The sequence below is a fragment of the Nonomuraea sp. NPDC005983 genome (genome assembly GCF_040614375.1).
In the GTDB taxonomy this organism is placed as follows: Bacteria; Actinomycetota; Actinomycetes; order Streptosporangiales; family Streptosporangiaceae; genus Nonomuraea.
This window is the reverse complement of sequence record NZ_JBEXUP010000022.1, coordinates 35,262-51,912: the sequence shown is the minus strand read 5'-3', so window position 1 is coordinate 51,912 and position 16,651 is coordinate 35,262. Positions and strand designations below refer to the sequence as shown.

Genomic DNA, 16,651 nt, shown 5'->3' with positions numbered 1-16,651 from the left:
TTCCTGCCAAAGCAGCTACCCGAGCTCAAGATCGACACTGTATGTTCCTGGCTATCCCTTTACTGACGCATGGGACGCAAGAAGCGTTCCACGACAGCGCAAGGAGTTACCTTGAAGCGCATCCTCCTCCCCGCCGGTGGTGCCGTTCTGGCCACCGGTCTCCTGGCCGCCGGCCTCGCCGGTACCGCCCAGGCCACCGACACCGTCACGGACGCCGCTCTGGCGAAGAGCCAGGCCGACGCCGCGGCGATCGTCGACTTCTGGACCAAGTCCGACAACGCTGCCCTGAAGCAGGCCACGGCCTACTACTGGGACGCCAAGGCTGTTGACAAGGTCGTCTCCAAGGGCGGCTACGTCGCGGACGGCAAGCCGGGTCAGTCCGAGCCCATCGGCGCTGAGAAGAAGGTCGCGGTCAAGTCGCAGAACGTGAACCTGCCGAAGACCATCGGCAAGGTGTTCTTCGAGGACCGCTCCGGCAACCTGCGTTGGTGCTCGGGCACGTCGATCCAGTCGAAGTACCACAACCTGGTCGCCACGGCCGGTCACTGTGTCTACGACATCGACAAGAACGACGAGATGGTCTCCCGTTGGGTCTTCGTCCCGGGTTACTACCAGGGCAAGGCGCCTTACGGCATCTACGTGGGTAAGCAGGCCTTCACCCACTACGACTTCAGCGTGTACGAGGACTTCGACCGCGACTACGCCTTCGTCACCGTTTACAACGGCATCGGTGGCCAGGCCAACTCGTCGAAGAAGGTCAGCATCGCTGACTACAAGGCCTACAACGGGGCCAAGTACAGCAAGCAGGTCGAGGTCACCAAGGACGAGTTCGACAAGGGCATCCTTGACCCGAACGCGGTGCAGTACTACTCCGTCGACCCGGCTGCGGCCGCCGAGAAGACCGGTCCGGACTTCGCTGGTGCCGTCGTCGAGAAGAACGAGGTCGTCAAGGGCGTCTACGACTCGGCTCCGGTTGGCAAGGCCAACGGCGCCAAGTTCGGCGAGCCCGTGACCGAGGTTGTGACCGAGGCCCAGGCCCAGGCTTACAAGAACTCCAAGGCGGGCATCAACGGCGCGAAGTGGCCGGGCGAGGTGGCGAAGGACGCCGCTGGCAACTGGACCATCACGCACTACTACACCCAGCAGTGGTGGAAGCCGGGCAAGGTCACGAAGTACATCCGTACCGACTACTTCGTCGTCTCCCACGACCTCAAGGACGTCGGTCGCCTCGGTGACGTCGTCGGCGGGCAGGGCTTCGCGTACAACCAGAAGACCGGTCAGTACGTCCGGACCTTCGGCTACCCGTACGCTGCGCACCCCGACGGCAGCAAGCCCTACACCGGCGTTACGCCGAAGTGGTGCTACGGCAAGACCGGCTCCAAGGCCACCAAGGTCGCCTCGCTGAAGATCGAGGAGCACATCTCGCTGAAGTGCGCCGTCACCGGCGGCTACAACGGCGCCCCGTGGCTCCTCAAGTACAGCAACGCCAAGCGCCTCGGCTACGTCAACGGCGTGACCAGCGTTCTGTACGACACGGACAGCAACGACCGCTGGGACTACATGTCCTCGCCGTACTTCGACGGTGAGACCAACGCGGTTTACACCGCTGCGGCCAACGTGTGGTCGGGCAACCTCACCCCGCTTCCCAAGTAAGTCGGAGTGATCCCTGAGCCGGGGGTCCAAACCTCAGCTCAAACCTAGCTTCACCTGAAGGGCTCGGCCTTAGGCCGGGCCCTTCAGTATTTTCCGGCGAAATTCGAAAAGTTCTGTTACCAGAGCGACCAAAGGGCCGATAGGGTCTTTACACCCTTTTTGTTAACGTTGTGGAGCCTTCCGTGAAGCGCCTGCTCATCCCCCTCGCCGCCGCCAGCCTGAGTGCAGCCGCCTTGACCCTGCCCGCCAACGCCGCCCCCAGCTGGGTGACGGACCCTCTCGCCCCCAAGCCCTCCGAGGCGTACAGCAACGCCTACTTCTGGCTCGACGCCAACGGAGCCGCGCTCCGCAAGGCCACCCAGTACCACTGGGACGCCAAGCAGATCTCCAAGATCGTCGCGACCGGGGCCAAGGCCCCCGACGACGGCAAGCCCGGTATGACCGCGCCCACAAGCGCGCCCGCCGCCTCCAAGTCCGGCAACGTCAACCTGCCCAAGACGATCGGCAAGGTCTTCTTCCTCGACCACGCCGGCAACTACCGCTGGTGCTCGGCCACCTCGATCCAGTCCAGGCACCGCAACCTGGTCGCCACCGCGGGCCACTGCGTCTACGAGAACGGCAAGGACGTCTTCTCCAAGTGGGTCTTCGTGCCCGGCTACTACCAGGGCAGGGCCCCCTGGGGCGTCTTCGCGGGCGCGTACGCGTTCACCACCTACGACCTCGACACCTACGACGACTACGACGGCGACTTCGCCTTCGTCGCGGTGCACAACGGCTTCACCCTCCCAGGCGAGAAGCAGGTCACGAAGCGCGAGTTCCAGGAGTGGGCGGGCGACAAGTGGATCAAGCCGCGTGAGATCGACGCCAAGGACTTCGCCAAGTGCGTGCTGAACCTGGGCGAGTGCTGGTCGGAGGGTGAGGACAAGCCGGCCGACCTCGTGGGCCCCGAGTACCCCGGCGCCGTGCTGGAGAAGGTGGAAGTCGACGACAAGGCGTACCAGGACGCGAAGACCGGCAGGGGCCAGGGCTTCAAGTTCGGCGAGCCGGTGACGGAGAACGTCACCAAGGACCAGTCGGACGCGTACAAGGGCCTGGGCAAGAAGGGAACCGACGCGGTCGGCAACTACACCATCACCCACTACTACACGCAGAAGTGGGTCAAGCCCGGCACGTCCCGGAAGTACTACATGGCGGAGTACATCATCGGCATCGCCAAGGACATGGGACCGCTCGGTGACGCCGTCGGCGGCCAGGGCGTCGCCTGGAACCAGCCGATGGGTCAGAAGGTCACCGCGTTCGGCTACCCCGGCGACCCGCACCCCGACGGCGACAAGCCCTACACCGGCGTGACGCCGAAGTGGTGCTCCGGCAAGACCGGCACGAAGACCTACCAGGTCAACACCTTCAAGGTCGAGACCCACCAGGTGCTCAAGTGCTCGATGACCGGCGGCGCGGACGGCGGCCCCTGGCTGCTCAAGTATGACAACAACAAGCGCACCGGCTACGTCAACGGCGTGACCAGCATGTTCCACGACCAGGACGGCAACGGCCGGGTCGACTTCATCAGCTCGGCCTACTTCGACGGCGAGACCGCCGACGTCTACAACAAGGCGAACTACGCCGAGACCGGGAAGATCGTCGGCCCGAACGGCGAAATGCTCAAGTAACCCGGACCGATCTCACAGATCGTCCGGACGCAACACCCTGAGCCTGCTGACCTCCTGGAGCCTTACCAGGCCCCGATCGTTGGTCAGCAGGCTCGCGTCATGTTCCATCGCCGATGCCGCGATGAGCACGTCCGTACGCCACCCTTCCTTACCTTTGGACCGCGCCGACGCATTGAGCGTGGAATAAGCGGCAGCGGTCCGGGTCGTGAACCCGACCACGAAGAGTTTGCTGATGAGACCAGCGAGAGTGTCGGCCCGACGCTTAACGCTCTCGGATGACTTCGTCGATGTCGGCCGCGAATTCCGGATCCGCGCCGAACTGGTCGAACCACTGCATGAGCAGATGTCCCGTGGGCTGATCAGGGAACACCGGTCGCGGGACAGGCATCAGCACAGCCGCTGGACGCCCCCCTCGGGTGATGGTGATCTGTTCACCCGCCTCGACACGGTCGATCAGCCGGGACAAGGTCTTGCCTGCTTCGGCGACCCCCACCGTTGCGGAATGACCGGAGTCCGCCGGAAGAGCACCCGTGGTCACGCGGGCGCGAGTTCCGCGTTCAGCGCCATCACCGCGCGCTCGCGCTTGTACGGCTCCAGCCGCCTGCGCAGGTCGGCCACGTACGACCGGGACCTCGCCGACTGCAGCTCCCCCGCCAGCGCCAGCGCCTGGGCGGCCGTGGTACAGGCCTCCTCCAGCTCGCCGCACTGTAATAACCCGGCCGCCAGTAACGACAGGTTGAACATGCGGCCCCGGACGTAGCGGTTGTCCATGTCGAGGGAGCGCCTGGCCTGCCGGACGACCCGCTCCCCCTCCCCCAGGTCGCGGAAGCAGTGCGCGAACTTGGCCGACAGGTACGCCTCGTCGAAGTAGCTCAGCCACGCCGGTTCCGCGCCGGGCTCGCGTGCGTCGAAGGCCAGCTCGGCCTGGTGCAGCGAGGTGCCGCAGGAGCGCGCGTCGCCGAGGCCGGCGTGCGCGTGCGCCTCCAGGACGTGGCTGGACGCCAGCAGGGTCGGGACGTTCGCCCGTTCAGCCGAGAGCGCGGCGGCTCTGGCCAGGTCGAGGGCGTGGGCCGGCTGGCCCATGTAGATCGCCTGGTGCGCCATGCCCGCGAGGATCTCGGCGCCCAGCGCGTGGTCGTCGGCCCCCCTGGCCAGGCGCAGCGCCTGGATGAGGTAGCGCTGGGCGAGCCCGTGCTGCTCCAGGTCGTAGGCCATCCAGCCGGCCAACCGGGTCAGCTCGGCGGCGGCCGCCGCCAGTTGCCGGCCGGCGGCCTCGCCGTATGTGCCGTCCTTGAGCAGCGGTGAGACGGCCGTGTCGAGGTACTTGACCACGAACGAGCGGACCCTCCCGCTGCCGAACCGGTTGTCGAGCTCTCCGAACGCGCGGGTGACCTCGTGGATGGCGGTGATGTCCGCCTTGCCCACGCGGCGGCCGCCCGTGCCGCCGACCCGCCCCTCCGCCGGGGACGTCAGCCAGCGCACGGCCCCGACGGACCCTGCCCCTATCGCGAACGTCGAGTCGACGAGGAACTGCCGTCTTTCCATGTCCGCCCGCCACAGCGCCGTCACGGTCGAGACCCCCTCCTGCCACGTGTGCGGGAACACCTGCCCGAGATCGAGGGGTGTCCTGATGGCCGGCATGCCCAGGTCGTCAGTGGTGATCGGCCTGCCCAGCCGGAGCGCGAAGATCTCGGTAAGGAGGCATGGCACCGGATCTCGCGGCCGCTGACCACCGATCCAGCGCAGCACGGAGCTGTGGTCGTACTTGAGGCCGGGAGTGCCTCGCGCGGCTCCCAGATCGACGAGGCGCCTGGCCAGCCCCTTGTGTGAGAAGGCCGCCTCCGCGATGAGCTGCTGTAGCAGCCGGTTGGGCTGGCGTTCCATCGCTCACCTCGCCACAGGTGTCGGTGCCCGCTGTCCTTACAGAGAGCTTCTGTTATACCACTAAGAGTAACCTAATGGTGACCGTTACATGACGATCCCTTGACGAGGGAGCGAAGGCGTCAGAGGCGGGCGACCCCGTCGGCGCGGGCCTGGGCGGCCACGGCGGCGACCACCGCGGGGGCGACGCGCTTGTCGAACGGGCTGGGGATGACGTAGTCGGCCGCGAGGTCGTCGCCCACGACGCCGGCGAGCGCGTCGGCCGCCGCCACCTTCATGTTCTCGGTGATCGTGGTGGCCCTGACGTCGAGCGCGCCGCGGAACACGCCGGGGAAGGCCAGCACGTTGTTGATCTGGTTGGGGAAGTCGGAGCGGCCGGTGGCGACCACCTTGGCGTGCCGGGCGGCCACCGACGGGAGCACCTCGGGCGTCGGGTTGGACAGCGCGAACACGATCGAGTCGGGGGCCATCGACGCGATGGCGGCCTCGGAGACGGTCGAGCCCGACAGGCCCACGAACACGTCGGCGCCCGCCAGCGCCTCCTCGGTCGAGCCGGTGTGGTGGGCGCGGTTGGTGTCGCGCGCCAGGGCCTCCTTGACGGGGTTCAGCCCCTCCCTGCCGGAGTAGATCATGCCCTTGGAGTCGGAGACCGCGATGTCGCCGATGCCCGCTTCCAGCAGGATCCTGGTGACGGCCACGCCCGACGCGCCGGCTCCGGCGACGACGGCGCGCAGGTCGCCGAGCGGCCGGCCGGTCAGCCGGGCCGCGTTCTGCAGCGCGGCGAGCACCACGATGGCGGTGCCGTGCTGGTCGTCATGGAAGACGGGGATGTCGAGCAGGGTGCGCAGCCGATCTTCGACCTCGAAGCAGCGGGGCGCGCTGATGTCCTCCAGGTTGATGCCGCCGAACGAGGGCGCGAGCCGCACCACGGTCTCGACGAGCTCGTCGACGTCCGTGCAGTCGAGGCAGATCGGGACGGCGTCGACGTTGGCGAACTCCTTGAACAGCAGCGCCTTGCCCTCCATGACCGGCATGGCGGCCGACGGGCCGATGTCGCCCAGGCCGAGCACGGCGGTGCCGTCGGAGACGACGGCGACCACGTTGGAGACCCAGGTGTAGTCGGCGGCCAGGGCCGGATTCTCGGCGATGGCGGTGCAGACGCGGGCGACGCCGGGCGTGTAGGCGAGCGACAGGTCGTCGGCGTCGCGCACCGGAATGGTGGAGCGGACCTCGAGCTTGCCGCCGCGGTGCAGCGCGAACGCGGGATCGGCGTCGAGAGAGGAAGAAGCGGGTGTGGTAGCCACAGAGACCCCAGTAATCGTCGGACGGAAGACCTTCGGCAGACGGGCGCGGGAGGCCTGGCTTCGGTAGCCGCCAGGTTCACCTCGACGATCGTCTCGTGAGGGTGTACGGGGGTCACCCGTTGCCTCATATTGTCACATGGTGAGACGACGATGGTGTCGGAGCCGACGCCGTTCCGTTGACGCATTGTTAATTGCCAGATGACAGAGCGCCTCGAACGGCCATCTAAACTTCACAAAACCCGTCTTTCGTGGCAAAGCACTTCGAGGAGGCCGCACATGGCCCTCAGTACTACGAGCCGCCGTGGCTACGTCGCCTGCGCGCTCGCACTGACCGCCGCTCTCGCGCTGAGTGCGTGCGGTAGCGGAGGTGGAGGCTCGACCTCAGCCTCCACCAACACCGCAGGTGGCGTGAAGCTGGTGCATCCCGGCAAGCTCACGGTCTGCACGAACATCCCGTACGAGCCGTTCCAGTTCAAGGACGGGAGCGGCAAGATCGTCGGCTTCGACGTCGACATCGTGGACCTGGCAGCCAAGAAGCTGGGCGTCACGCAGGACATCGTCGACATCGACTTCGCGGTCATCAAGAGTGGCGCCGCCATGGCCGCCGGCAAGTGCGACGTGGCCGCCGCCGGCATGACGATCACTCCGGAGCGCAAGCAGAACATCGACTTCTCCGAGCCGTACTTCGACGCCACGCAGGCGCTGCTGGCCAAGAAGGGCACGGGCGCCAAGTCGCTGGACGACGTCAAGGCGAAGAGCCTGAAGCTCGGCGCGCAGGCCAGCACCACCGGCCTCGAGTACGTCAAGAAGCAGGGCCTCAACCCGACCGAGTACGCCGACTCGGCCAAGGAGCTCCTGGCCCTGCAGGCCGGGCAGGCGGACGTGATCGTCCAGGACCTGCCCGTGGTGCTCACCTGGCTGAAGAAGCCCGACATCGCCGCCAAGTTCGAGATGATCGCCAGCCTCAACACCGGCGAGCAGTACGGCGTCGGCCTGAAGAAGGGCTCCGACCCCACCCTGCTCAAGACGATCAACGACTCGATCACCCAGGCCAAGTCCGACGGCACCTACGAGAAGATCTACGTGAAGTGGTTCGGCAAGAAGCCCGGCGAGCTGGGCTGATCCATGGCCGACCAGCCGAAGACGGCTGAGCCTGCCCGCGCCAGGCTCAGCCCTCGGAAGAAGCAGCAGATCAGCCGGGGCATCCAGTACGCCGTCCTGGTCGTCGCACTCATCGCCGTGGTGGTGTGGACCGACTGGGGCGGCCTGGCGCAGAACTTCGCCAAGCCCGACGTGGCGCAGAAGGCGCTGCCCGAGCTGTTCACCATCGCCCTGCGGAACACGATCATCTACACCGTCAGCGGGTTCGTCTTCGCGTTCGTGGTCGGCCTGGTGCTGGCGCTCATGCGACTGTCGCCGGTCCGGCCCTACCGCTGGATCGCGATCGTCTACATCGAGATCTTCCGTGGCCTGCCGGCGCTGCTGATCTTCATCATGATCACCTTCCTGCCGCTGGCGTTGCCCGGCTTCCAGGTGCCCTTCGGCACCTACGGCCAGGTCGCCCTCGGCCTCGGCGTGATCGGGGCGGCCTATCAGGCGGAGGTGTTCCGCGCGGGGCTGCAGGCCGTCCCCAAGGGGCAGACCGAGGCCGCCAGGTCGCTGGGCATGTCCGCCACCCGCGCCCAGTTCAGCGTGGTGATCCCGCAGGCCCTCCGCTTGGTCATCCCGCCGACCACCAACCAGTTCGTGGCCCTGCTCAAGGACTCCTCGCTGGTACTCTTCCTCGGCGTGTCCAGTGAGTACGTGGAGCTGGCCAAGTTCGGCAACGACCTGGCCTCCCAGTACGCCAACGCCACGCCCATCATGGTCGCGGGCATCACGTACCTGATCGTCACCATCCCGCTGGGCTACCTCGCGACCCGGCTGGAGAAGCGCAAGGGGATGGGCCGATGACGCACGCCATCGAGATCAGGGACCTGCACAAGCACTTCGGCGCGAACGAGGTCCTCAAGGGGATCGACGTCACGGTCGAGCCGGGTCAGGTGGTCTGCGTGATCGGGCCGTCCGGGTCCGGCAAGTCCACGCTGCTGCGCTGCGTGAACCTGCTCGAGGAGCCGACCAAGGGCAGCGTGCTCGTCCAGGGTGTCGAGGTCAGCCACCCCGACGCGGACATCGACGCCGTCAGGCGCCGCATCGGCATGGTGTTCCAGCAGTTCAACCTGTTCCCGCACATGACGGCCCTGCAGAACGTCATGATCGCCCAGCGCCGGGTGCTGAAGCGGGGCAAGCGGGAGGCCGAGGTCGTCGCCAGGGAGAACCTGGAGAAGGTCGGCGTGGGCGCCAAGTGCGACGCCTACCCCGGCCAGCTGTCCGGCGGGCAGCAGCAGCGGGTCGCCATCGCCAGGGCACTGGCCATGAACCCCGACCTGATGCTCTTCGACGAGCCGACCTCGGCGCTCGACCCGGAGCTGGTCGGCGACGTCCTCACCGTCATGCGCAAGCTGGCGGAGGAGGGGATGACCATGCTGGTGGTCACGCACGAGATGGGCTTCGCGCGTGAGGTGGCCGACCGGGTGGTGTTCATGGACGGCGGCGTCATCGTCGAGGACGGCCCGCCCGCCCAGGTGATCGGCGATCCCCAGCACGAGAGGACCCGCTCGTTCCTCAGGCGGGTCCTGCATCCGGAGGAGTGACCGGCCGTCCGGCTGACGCGCGACGGCGGGGGCCCCGGATGCCGGGCGCCCCCGCGGTCGCGTGTAATACTCCTGCATGGACCTGACCTCTTACGCGGAGTGGGCCGTCCGCCTGGTCAACGACCCCGACCCGCCGCCGGAGCTCCGCGGGCTCCGCGACGAGCTGGTCGCCGTGTTCGCCTCGGCCGACGAGGACACGCTGGTGGCCAGGCTGAACGCGCTGCTCGTGCGCTACCCGGTACGTCCGCAGCTCTCGGGGCACGACGGCCAGCGCTGGCACCTGCATCTGGCCGACGACTCCGCCGCCTGTGCCGTCATGGGCCTGGCCGCGGTGGTCGCCGAGCTGGGCGCAGACAGGCTCGGACGCTGCCAGGACGCCCGCTGCTCGCGCGCCTTCCTGGACACCTCCTCCAACCGCTCCCGCCGCTACTGCTCGGCGCGCTGTGCCAGCCGGGCCAACGTCGCCGCCTACCGGGCCCGGCGGAGCAACGGCCAGTAGCGCAGCACCACCCGCCCGACGATGTCTTCGACCGGGCCGAAGTCCCAGCTGTCGCGCCGGCCGCTGGCCCGTTGGTTGTCACTCTCCAGCCACCAGCCCTCCTTGCTGTGCCACTGCGCCCGTTTCACGATGAGCCGGTCGGGATCGTCCGGGAGCCTGGCGACGACGAGGTCTCCCGGGTGGACGGTGGCGCCTCTCCAGACGAAGAGCCAGTCACCGGGAACCAGCGCGGGAAGCATCGAGTCCCCCTCGACACGCACTCTCATGGGCTGTGACCCCCTCCTCCGCAGGCGTTTGGACACGAGTAAGGTCGGATGTGGACCAAGCTGATTCAGCATCAAGGAAGGACTTTCTGATGCTCGCACGACTGCTACGACCCAAGCATGTCGCTTCCGCCCACTGCGACCTGCCCTGTGGGGTTTACGACCCGGCCCAGGCCCGCATCGAGGCGGAGTCGGTCAAGGCGATCATGGAGAAGTACGCGGGCAACGAGGACCCTGTCTTCCGTGCCCGCGCGGTCACGATCAAGGAGGAGCGCGCCGAGCTCGTCAAGCACCACCTGTGGGTGTTGTGGACCGACTACTTCAAGCCGCCGCACCTCGAGCAGTACCCCCAGCTCCACCAGCTCTTCTGGGACGCCACGAAGCTGGCCGGCGCCGCCGGCGCCAAGGGCACGGTCGACGTCGCCAAGGCGGAGGACCTGCTGGGCAAGATCGACGAAATCGCCAAGATTTTCTGGGAGACCAAGGCCGCCTAAAACGGCACATTAGGCTCTGTGCGGTGGGAATCCGCGCAGAGCCTTTTCCGTTGATGGCGAGTCTGAATCAGCCAACCACCTCCCAGGGGCGGTAAGTTGCAGTCAGCGTCGTGTATGCGAGGAGGAACGTGACCGAGGACACCGAGACGCGTACGGAAGGCGGGTCCAGCATCCGCGACATGGTGAGCATCAGGCTCCCGGCCGCGAGCGCCTACCTGTCCGTACTGCGTACGGCTACCGCCGGGCTGGCCGCGCGGCTTGACTTCACGCTGGACGAGATCGAGGATCTGCGGATCGCGGTCGACGAGGCGTGCGCCATGCTGCTGAGCGAAGCGGTGCCGGGCACCGATCTGACCGCCGAGTTCGAGCTGACCGGGCATGAGATGCAGGTCAGGGTCGAGGTGGCGACGGTCGGCAGCTCCGCGCCGAAGCGCGACGACTTCGCCTGGATGGTGCTGACCGCGCTGGCCGACGACGTCGACGCGGTAACCGACTCCCCCGACCGCATGGCGATCGTCCTGCATAAGCGCCGAGGCGCGGCGAGGCCGGCGTGACGGAAAGGACTGGAGCCATGGCCACCAGCGAACACGCCGTGCCCGACAGGGTGCGTGCCCGCATGCTCTTCGCCGAGCTGGCCGAGCTGGGTCCCGGGGAGCCGCGCCGCCAGCGCATCAGGGATGAGCTGGTGGAGCTGCACCTTCCCCTGGTCGAGTACCTGGCCCGTCGCTTCCGCAACCGGGGCGAGTGGCTCGACGACCTCACCCAGGTCGCCACCATCGGTCTGATCAAGTCAATCGACCGCTTCGATCTCAACCGGGGCGTGGAGTTCTCCACCTATGCCACGCCGACCATCGTGGGCGAGATCAAGCGGCACTTCCGCGACAAGGGCTGGGCGGTGCGCGTGCCGCGCCGCCTGCAGGAGCTCAAGCTCTCGCTGACCAAGGCGATCAGCGAGCTGTCGCAGCGTGAGGGGCGCGCGCCGACCGTCGCCGAGCTGGCCACGTACCTGAAGATGACCGAGGAAGAGGTGCTGGAGGGCCTTGAGTCGGCCAACGCCTACTCGACGGTCTCACTCGACGCGCCCGACTCCGGCGACGACGACGCGCCGGCGGTCTCCGACTCACTGGGCATCGTCGACGAGTCGCTGGAGGGGGTCGAGTACCGCGAGTCGCTCAAGCCGCTGCTCGAGCGCCTGCCGCCGCGGGAGAAGCGCATCCTGCTGCTGCGGTTCTTCGGCAACATGACCCAGTCGCAGATCGCCACCGAGCTGGGCATCTCGCAGATGCACGTCTCGCGGCTGCTGGCCCGCACGCTGGCCCAGCTGCGCGAGGGTCTGACGGCGGAAGACTAGTCGTCGCCGTAGAGGGCGGTGGTGGTGGGAGGCGCGAGGAGCGTGCCGAGCCCGACGAGGGCGACCACGATCAGCGGGATCCCGATGAGCGGCTTGTCCGACTGGATGAGCGTGATCGCCACCGGGATCATGAAGATCTGGGCCAGCACGCCCGGCGACCGCCCCCACCGCTCCACCCGGAACAACCCGCCCCCCGCGACCCAGAGCAGCCCGGCCCCGATCAGCACCCCGAACGCGGCTTCGGCGAGCGCGCTGGTGAGATTCTCGGGCTTGCCGAGCAAGGTCTCCACCGCCACGTAGAGGCCCAGACCGAGCGCCACCAGCCCTTCCAGGGCGACGACGGCGGCGGCGATGATCAGAGTAAGCGGACGCTGGGACACACCCGGAACCCTATCCGCCCAGCGCTCCGGCCCGTGCTCCGCCTTCGTATGATCCACCATGAACGTGGTCCCGACCCGGGAGGCATGGATGCGTCGCTGGTGTGTCGCCCTTCCCGTGCTGGCACTGGCCGCCGCGGGATGTACGCAGACGCCCAGGTCGTCGCCGATTCCCGCCGCCGCCCCGAGCCAGGAGGTGACGTACGGGACCCAGGTGCCGCTGCCGGAGATGGCGCGGACGGCCACGCTCGGGCCTGTGGCCGCTTCCCCGCGTGAGTGCGTGCCTCCCTCACTGAAGGTCGACCAGATGCGGCCGGTACGCGGCTCCGGTTGGACGACGCTCTCGACCGACCCCGCGTCCAAGCGGTTCGAGCATCCCTCCGTCGCCCCCGACGGGGCGGTCTGGGTGCAGTCGTGGCGGCGGCTAGACGGCCTCAGCGAGGTCCGCCGCTGGGACGGACGGGCCTGGCGGGGCTTCCCCCGGCAGCCCATCGGGCCGGGCAGCTTCGACGGCGTGTACGCACTGGTCGCCGACTCAGCGGGAAGGGCCTGGGCGGCCGGCGTGACCGCGCCGAGCGCCGAGGAGACGGGCACCGGGATCCAGCGCGCGTTCCTCGGCACGTTCGAGGACGGACGGTGGCGGGACGTGGTGTTCACCAGCCCGGAGGCGCGCGGGCTCAGCTGGAGCGATGTCATCACCGGCGGCCCCGGAACGGTTGCCATCGGGCAGGTCCTCCTGCTGCAGGAGGGCGGAGTCTGGCACAGCCACCGCATGCCCGAGGGGACCGCGATCACCGCGGTGGACGGCGCGGGGGAGAACGTCTGGGTCCTGCTCAGAGGAGAGGGCCGCGACGCGGTGCTGCGCCGCGAGGGCCGCGACTGGCGGCGTCTGGACCTGCCCAAGCCCGGCGGGCGAGCGCTCGGCAGCTCTCCGGACTTCGTCCTGACCGATGTGGCGGTGGCGGGCCGGGATGACGCCTGGGTGGTCGGCTACGCGGGCTGGGACATGGACAACGAGGACTACGAGGACCAGCCGCGGCGCAGCCGCCCCGTGCTGTTGCACTGGAACGGATCATCCTGGCGGTGCTCCTGGGGCCCGATGCACCGGACGTTCGAGCAAGCCGAACTCGACGGCAGAGGCGGCCTGTGGGTGCTCTCGGACGAGGAGTACAAGGCGGACGAGCTGTGGCATCTTTCCGGCGAACGCTGGACCAGGGAACGGCTACCCGCCGCGAAGGGACGGCACGCGTACTCGATCCAGCTGGTGCGGCGGCCGGGGTCCGACGAGGTGTACGCCATCGGGTTCCTCAGCAAGGAACTCGACATGGACGGCACAGATGACCCGAACGGAATCGCGGCGCTCTGGCGTACAAAGTCCTGATTAGGTCGGATATCCATCATGGATACGCTGGTGTCATGCGCGCGATGCTCCTGGTCAATCCCAAGGCCACGACCACGAACACCCGGACGCGTGACGTGCTGATCCGGGCGCTCGGCGCCGCCGTCGAGTTGACCGTGGAGGAGACCGGGTACCGGGGGCACGCGGCGTCACTCGCCGGCACCGCGCGGGCCAAGGGCTACGACATGGTGGCCGTGCTCGGCGGCGACGGAACGATCAACGAGACCGTCAACGGGCTGCTCACCGCCGTCGGCGACGAGGGCGACGAGGAGAACCCCAGCGCCCACCGTCCCACGCTGGCGGTCATCCCCGGCGGCAGCGCGAACGTGTTCGCGCGGGCCCTCGGCCTTCCGAACGATCCCGTCGAGGCGACGGGCGCGGTACTGGAGGCGTTGCGCGACGGGCGGCGCAGGACCGTGGGCCTGGGGCAGGCGCTCTGGGAGGGCCAGAGCCGGTACTTCACCTTCTGCTCGGGGTTGGGGTACGACGCGGAGGTCGTCCGGGCAGTGGAGGGGTTGCGCGGTACGGGGCGGAAGGCCACTCCCGCCCGCTACGTGAACACCGCGCTGCGGCACTACCTCGCCACCGACAAGCGGCAGCCGGCCATGACGCTGACCGGGCCGGGCATCCCCACGGTCGAGGGGGTGTTCATGGCGATCATCTCCAACACCTCACCCTGGACGTACGTCGGCGCCCACCCCGTCAGGCCCACGCCGTGGGCGAGTTTCGAGACCGGGCTCGACCTGTTGGGGCTCAAGCGCATGGGGCTGGTCTCGCTGACGACCCTGATCCGGCAGATTCTCACGGAGAGTGACAGCCTTCCGGCCGGCCGGCACCTGGTGCAGCTGCATGACGAGGCCGAGTTCACCCTCTCCGCCGACCGGCCGCTGGCCTTCCAGCTGGACGGGGACTACCTGGGAGAACGGGAGTCCGTCACATTTCGCTCTACACCGAACGCATTACAAGTTCTGGTCTAGCCGGTTACATTCGGTCATTGTGTGACGCATCCGACATCTATCTAGGCCAAAACTTCGGGCCAACCCTCTTGCGTGCACTCTCCGTGGCTGACAGGCTCAAGACTGACGTCGGAACGTAGGACCTTTAACCAAACCCCAAGGTCGTTCCGGCGATCAGCGGACAACCCCGGTCCCACAAAGGATCCGGGGAGTTGTCTGACTGAGTTAGTGAAAGTCTTCACAAAGCAGTAGCCGCACGGAGCCCACCAACGGCTCCATCTACTAAGGAGTGGACGCATGGACTGGCGCCACCGAGCTGCCTGCCGTGACGTGGACCCCGAGCTGTTCTTCCCGATCGGCAACACCGGCCCCGCTCTCCTGCAGATCGAGGAGGCCAAGCAGGTCTGCCGGTCGTGCCCGGCCGTCGAGGCGTGCCTGAAGTGGGCGCTGGAGTCCGGACAGGACGCCGGTGTCTGGGGCGGCCTCAGCGAGGACGAGCGTCGCGCGCTCAAGCGCCGCACCGCTCGCGCCCGCGCCCGCGCCACCGCCTGACCCCTTCCCGAGTGAGCCGACCAGCCTGGCGTGACGCGTTCTCCGCCAGGACCGCGCCGCGTCCTGACGGGACGCGGCGTTCAGGCTGACGGAAGCGGGATCGCGAGCGTGGCCTCGGTACCCCCACCCACCCGCGGCTCGATGGACAGCTTGCCGGAGAGTTCCCCCTCCACCAGGGTGCGCACGATCTGCAGGCCGAGGTTGGTGGAGCTGTCGAGCTCGAAGCCGTCGGGCAGGCCCTGACCGTCGTCCCAGACGGCCACGCGCAGCCGGTCGCTCTCGGGCTGCACCACCACCTGGATCCGCTTGGGACGTCCGTGCTGGAGGGCGTTCTGCAGCAGCTCAGTGAGGGCCATCGCGAGCGGGGTGGCGATCAGCGAAGGCAGCACCCCGAACGCGCCCACCCGGCGCGGCGTGACAGCCGCCTCCGGCGCCGACACCTCCCCGGCCATCGCGATCACGCGGTCGGCGATGTCGTCGAAGTCCACGAACTCCTCCGGCGTGTGGGAGAGCGTCTCGTGCACGATCGCGATCGAGCCGACCCGCCGTACCGCCTCCTCCAGCGCCTCACGCCCCTCGGGGACGCGCAGCCGCCGCGCCTGCAACCGCAGCAGCGCCGCCACGGTCTGCAGGTTGTTCTTGACCCGGTGGTGGATCTCGCGGATCGTGGCGTCCTTGGTCATCAGCTCGCGCTCACGCCGCCGCAGCTCGGTCACGTCGCGGATGAGCACCAGCGCGCCGATGCGCCCGCCACCGACGATCAGCGGGATCGCGCGGAGCTGGACGATCGTGCCGCCCGACTCGACTTCGGTCTCCTTGGCCGCGCGGCCGCTCGCGACGATCATCAGGTCTTCGTTGATCGGCTCATCGGAGTAGCAGAGGGTCGCGGTCACCCGTCCGAGCTCGGCGCCGACCAGGTCGGCGTGCAGGCCGAGCCGGCGGTAGGCCGACAGCGCGTTCGGCGAGGCGTAGGTCACCCGGCCCGCCCTGTCGAGCCTGAGCAGGCCGTCGCCGACGCGCGGCGAGCGGACCAGGATCGGCTCCTCGCCGGAGAACGGGAAGCGCCCCTCCGCCACCATCTGCGCCAGGTCGGAGGCGCTCTGCAGGTAGGTCAGCTCCAGGCGCGACGGGGTGCGGGCCGACGACAGGTTGGTGGAGCGCTGGATCACGCCGATCAGGCGGCCCTCGCCGCTGGTGATCGCGCGCCGCACCGGGATGGTCTCCTCGCGGACGGGCACGCCGCTGGACCAGTCGGGGTCGCCCTCTCGGCAGATGCGCCGCTCGTCCCAGGCCGTGTCGATCAGGTGGCGCTCGCCCTTGGCCGCGACGGTGCCGACGACGTCGTCGTGGTAGACGGTGGGCCCGGTGGTGGGACGCATCTGCGCGATCGCGATCCAGCCGCCCTCGTCCAGCAGCGGCGCCCACAGGACGAGGTCGGCGAACGACAGGTCGGCCAGCAGCTGCCAGTCGGAGACCAGCGAGTGCAGCCAGTCAAGGTCCGCCGCGTCGAGCGCGGTGTGACGGACGACGAGGTCGCTGAGAGTCGGCACGAGTGCATCATG

Annotated in this window: 19 protein-coding genes; 12 read left to right on the top strand and 7 right to left on the bottom strand. The window is 68.3% G+C overall.

Features of this window, described 5'->3' with window-relative positions; genetic code table 11:
- The first annotated feature begins 111 nt into the window (after positions 1-111).
- Positions 112-1,653, top strand: coding sequence for a hypothetical protein (locus ABZ297_RS13265; protein WP_355344164.1), 1,542 nt, complete (start codon positions 112-114; stop codon positions 1,651-1,653).
- 182 nt (positions 1,654-1,835) lie between these two features.
- Positions 1,836-3,320 (top strand): hypothetical protein, encoded by a 1,485-nt coding sequence (locus tag ABZ297_RS13260; protein WP_355344161.1) that lies wholly within the window; start codon positions 1,836-1,838, stop codon positions 3,318-3,320.
- 12 nt (positions 3,321-3,332) lie between these two features.
- On the opposite strand, the gene ABZ297_RS13255 is transcribed toward ABZ297_RS13260, so the two are convergent.
- The 4 genes from ABZ297_RS13255 to ABZ297_RS13240 form a co-directional block, all read right to left on the bottom strand.
- Entirely contained in the window at positions 3,333-3,539 is a 207-nt protein-coding gene (locus tag ABZ297_RS13255; protein WP_355344158.1) for a hypothetical protein, read from the bottom strand.
- A 43-nt stretch (positions 3,540-3,582) separates the two neighbouring features.
- Positions 3,583-3,813: a type II toxin-antitoxin system prevent-host-death family antitoxin gene (locus ABZ297_RS13250; RefSeq protein ID WP_355344155.1), complete on the bottom strand. Its 231-nt coding sequence runs from the start codon at positions 3,811-3,813 to the stop codon at positions 3,583-3,585.
- Between the two features lie 41 nt (positions 3,814-3,854).
- Positions 3,855-5,204 (bottom strand): hypothetical protein, encoded by a 1,350-nt coding sequence (locus ABZ297_RS13245; protein ID WP_355344152.1) that lies wholly within the window; start codon positions 5,202-5,204, stop codon positions 3,855-3,857.
- Between the two features lie 119 nt (positions 5,205-5,323).
- Positions 5,324-6,505: an NADP-dependent malic enzyme gene (locus tag ABZ297_RS13240; protein ID WP_355344149.1), complete on the bottom strand. Its 1,182-nt coding sequence runs from the start codon at positions 6,503-6,505 to the stop codon at positions 5,324-5,326.
- Positions 6,506-6,781: 276 nt separating this feature from the next.
- On the opposite strand from ABZ297_RS13240, the gene ABZ297_RS13235 reads away from it, so the two are divergent.
- The 4 genes from ABZ297_RS13235 (at position 6,782) to ABZ297_RS13220 (ending at position 9,697) form a co-directional block, all read left to right on the top strand.
- Complete coding sequence (locus tag ABZ297_RS13235; protein ID WP_355344146.1) at positions 6,782-7,627, top strand: ABC transporter substrate-binding protein; 846 nt, start codon at positions 6,782-6,784, stop codon at positions 7,625-7,627.
- Positions 7,628-7,630: 3 nt separating this feature from the next.
- The gene (locus ABZ297_RS13230) at positions 7,631-8,458 is read left to right on the top strand and encodes an amino acid ABC transporter permease (RefSeq protein WP_355344143.1); all 828 of its coding nucleotides are present in this window, start codon (positions 7,631-7,633) and stop codon (positions 8,456-8,458) included.
- A complete protein-coding gene (locus tag ABZ297_RS13225; protein ID WP_355344140.1) occupies positions 8,455-9,198 on the top strand; it encodes an amino acid ABC transporter ATP-binding protein in 744 nt (247 codons plus the stop codon). The genes ABZ297_RS13230 and ABZ297_RS13225 overlap by 4 nt, the downstream gene beginning before the upstream one ends.
- Positions 9,199-9,274: 76 nt before the next feature.
- Positions 9,275-9,697, top strand: coding sequence for a CGNR zinc finger domain-containing protein (locus ABZ297_RS13220; protein WP_355344137.1), 423 nt, complete (start codon positions 9,275-9,277; stop codon positions 9,695-9,697).
- Here ABZ297_RS13220 and ABZ297_RS13215 read toward each other — a convergent pair.
- Complete coding sequence (locus ABZ297_RS13215; protein WP_355344134.1) at positions 9,667-10,035, bottom strand: S24 family peptidase; 369 nt, start codon at positions 10,033-10,035, stop codon at positions 9,667-9,669. The genes ABZ297_RS13220 and ABZ297_RS13215 overlap by 31 nt on opposite strands.
- 17 nt (positions 10,036-10,052) lie before the next feature.
- Between ABZ297_RS13215 and sodN the strand changes: the two genes are divergently transcribed.
- From sodN to ABZ297_RS13200, 3 genes are all read left to right on the top strand, one after another.
- Positions 10,053-10,454 carry a superoxide dismutase, Ni gene (gene sodN / locus ABZ297_RS13210; protein WP_355344132.1) on the top strand — a complete coding sequence of 134 codons (402 nt, stop codon included), beginning with the start codon at positions 10,053-10,055 and terminating at the stop codon, positions 10,452-10,454.
- A gap of 179 nt (positions 10,455-10,633) precedes the next feature.
- On the top strand, positions 10,634-11,008 hold the full coding sequence (locus ABZ297_RS13205; RefSeq protein ID WP_355344252.1) for an anti-sigma factor: 375 nt from the start codon (positions 10,634-10,636) through the stop codon (positions 11,006-11,008).
- Positions 11,009-11,025: 17 nt separating this feature from the next.
- A complete protein-coding gene (locus tag ABZ297_RS13200) occupies positions 11,026-11,805 on the top strand; it encodes an RNA polymerase sigma factor SigF (protein WP_355344130.1) in 780 nt (259 codons plus the stop codon).
- Here ABZ297_RS13200 and ABZ297_RS13195 read toward each other — a convergent pair.
- Positions 11,802-12,185, bottom strand: coding sequence for a hypothetical protein (locus ABZ297_RS13195; RefSeq protein ID WP_355344127.1), 384 nt, complete (start codon positions 12,183-12,185; stop codon positions 11,802-11,804). The two genes, ABZ297_RS13200 and ABZ297_RS13195, sit on opposite strands and share 4 nt — an antisense overlap.
- Positions 12,186-12,273: 88 nt before the next feature.
- Between ABZ297_RS13195 and ABZ297_RS13190 the strand changes: the two genes are divergently transcribed.
- The 3 genes from ABZ297_RS13190 to ABZ297_RS13180 all read left to right on the top strand — a co-directional run bounded on the left by ABZ297_RS13190 (position 12,274) and on the right by ABZ297_RS13180 (position 15,089).
- The gene (locus ABZ297_RS13190) at positions 12,274-13,563 is read left to right on the top strand and encodes a hypothetical protein (RefSeq protein WP_355344124.1); all 1,290 of its coding nucleotides are present in this window, start codon (positions 12,274-12,276) and stop codon (positions 13,561-13,563) included.
- Between the two features lie 35 nt (positions 13,564-13,598).
- A complete protein-coding gene (locus ABZ297_RS13185; RefSeq protein ID WP_355344121.1) occupies positions 13,599-14,558 on the top strand; it encodes a diacylglycerol kinase family protein in 960 nt (319 codons plus the stop codon).
- Between the two features lie 276 nt (positions 14,559-14,834).
- Positions 14,835-15,089: a WhiB family transcriptional regulator gene (locus ABZ297_RS13180; protein ID WP_350808249.1), complete on the top strand. Its 255-nt coding sequence runs from the start codon at positions 14,835-14,837 to the stop codon at positions 15,087-15,089.
- A gap of 80 nt (positions 15,090-15,169) precedes the next feature.
- Here the strand turns inward: ABZ297_RS13180 and ABZ297_RS13175 are convergent, their stop codons facing one another.
- Positions 15,170-16,639, bottom strand: a complete 1,470-nt coding sequence (locus ABZ297_RS13175) for a histidine kinase N-terminal domain-containing protein (protein WP_355344118.1) — start codon at positions 16,637-16,639, stop codon at positions 15,170-15,172.
- Positions 16,640-16,651 lie beyond the last annotated feature (12 nt).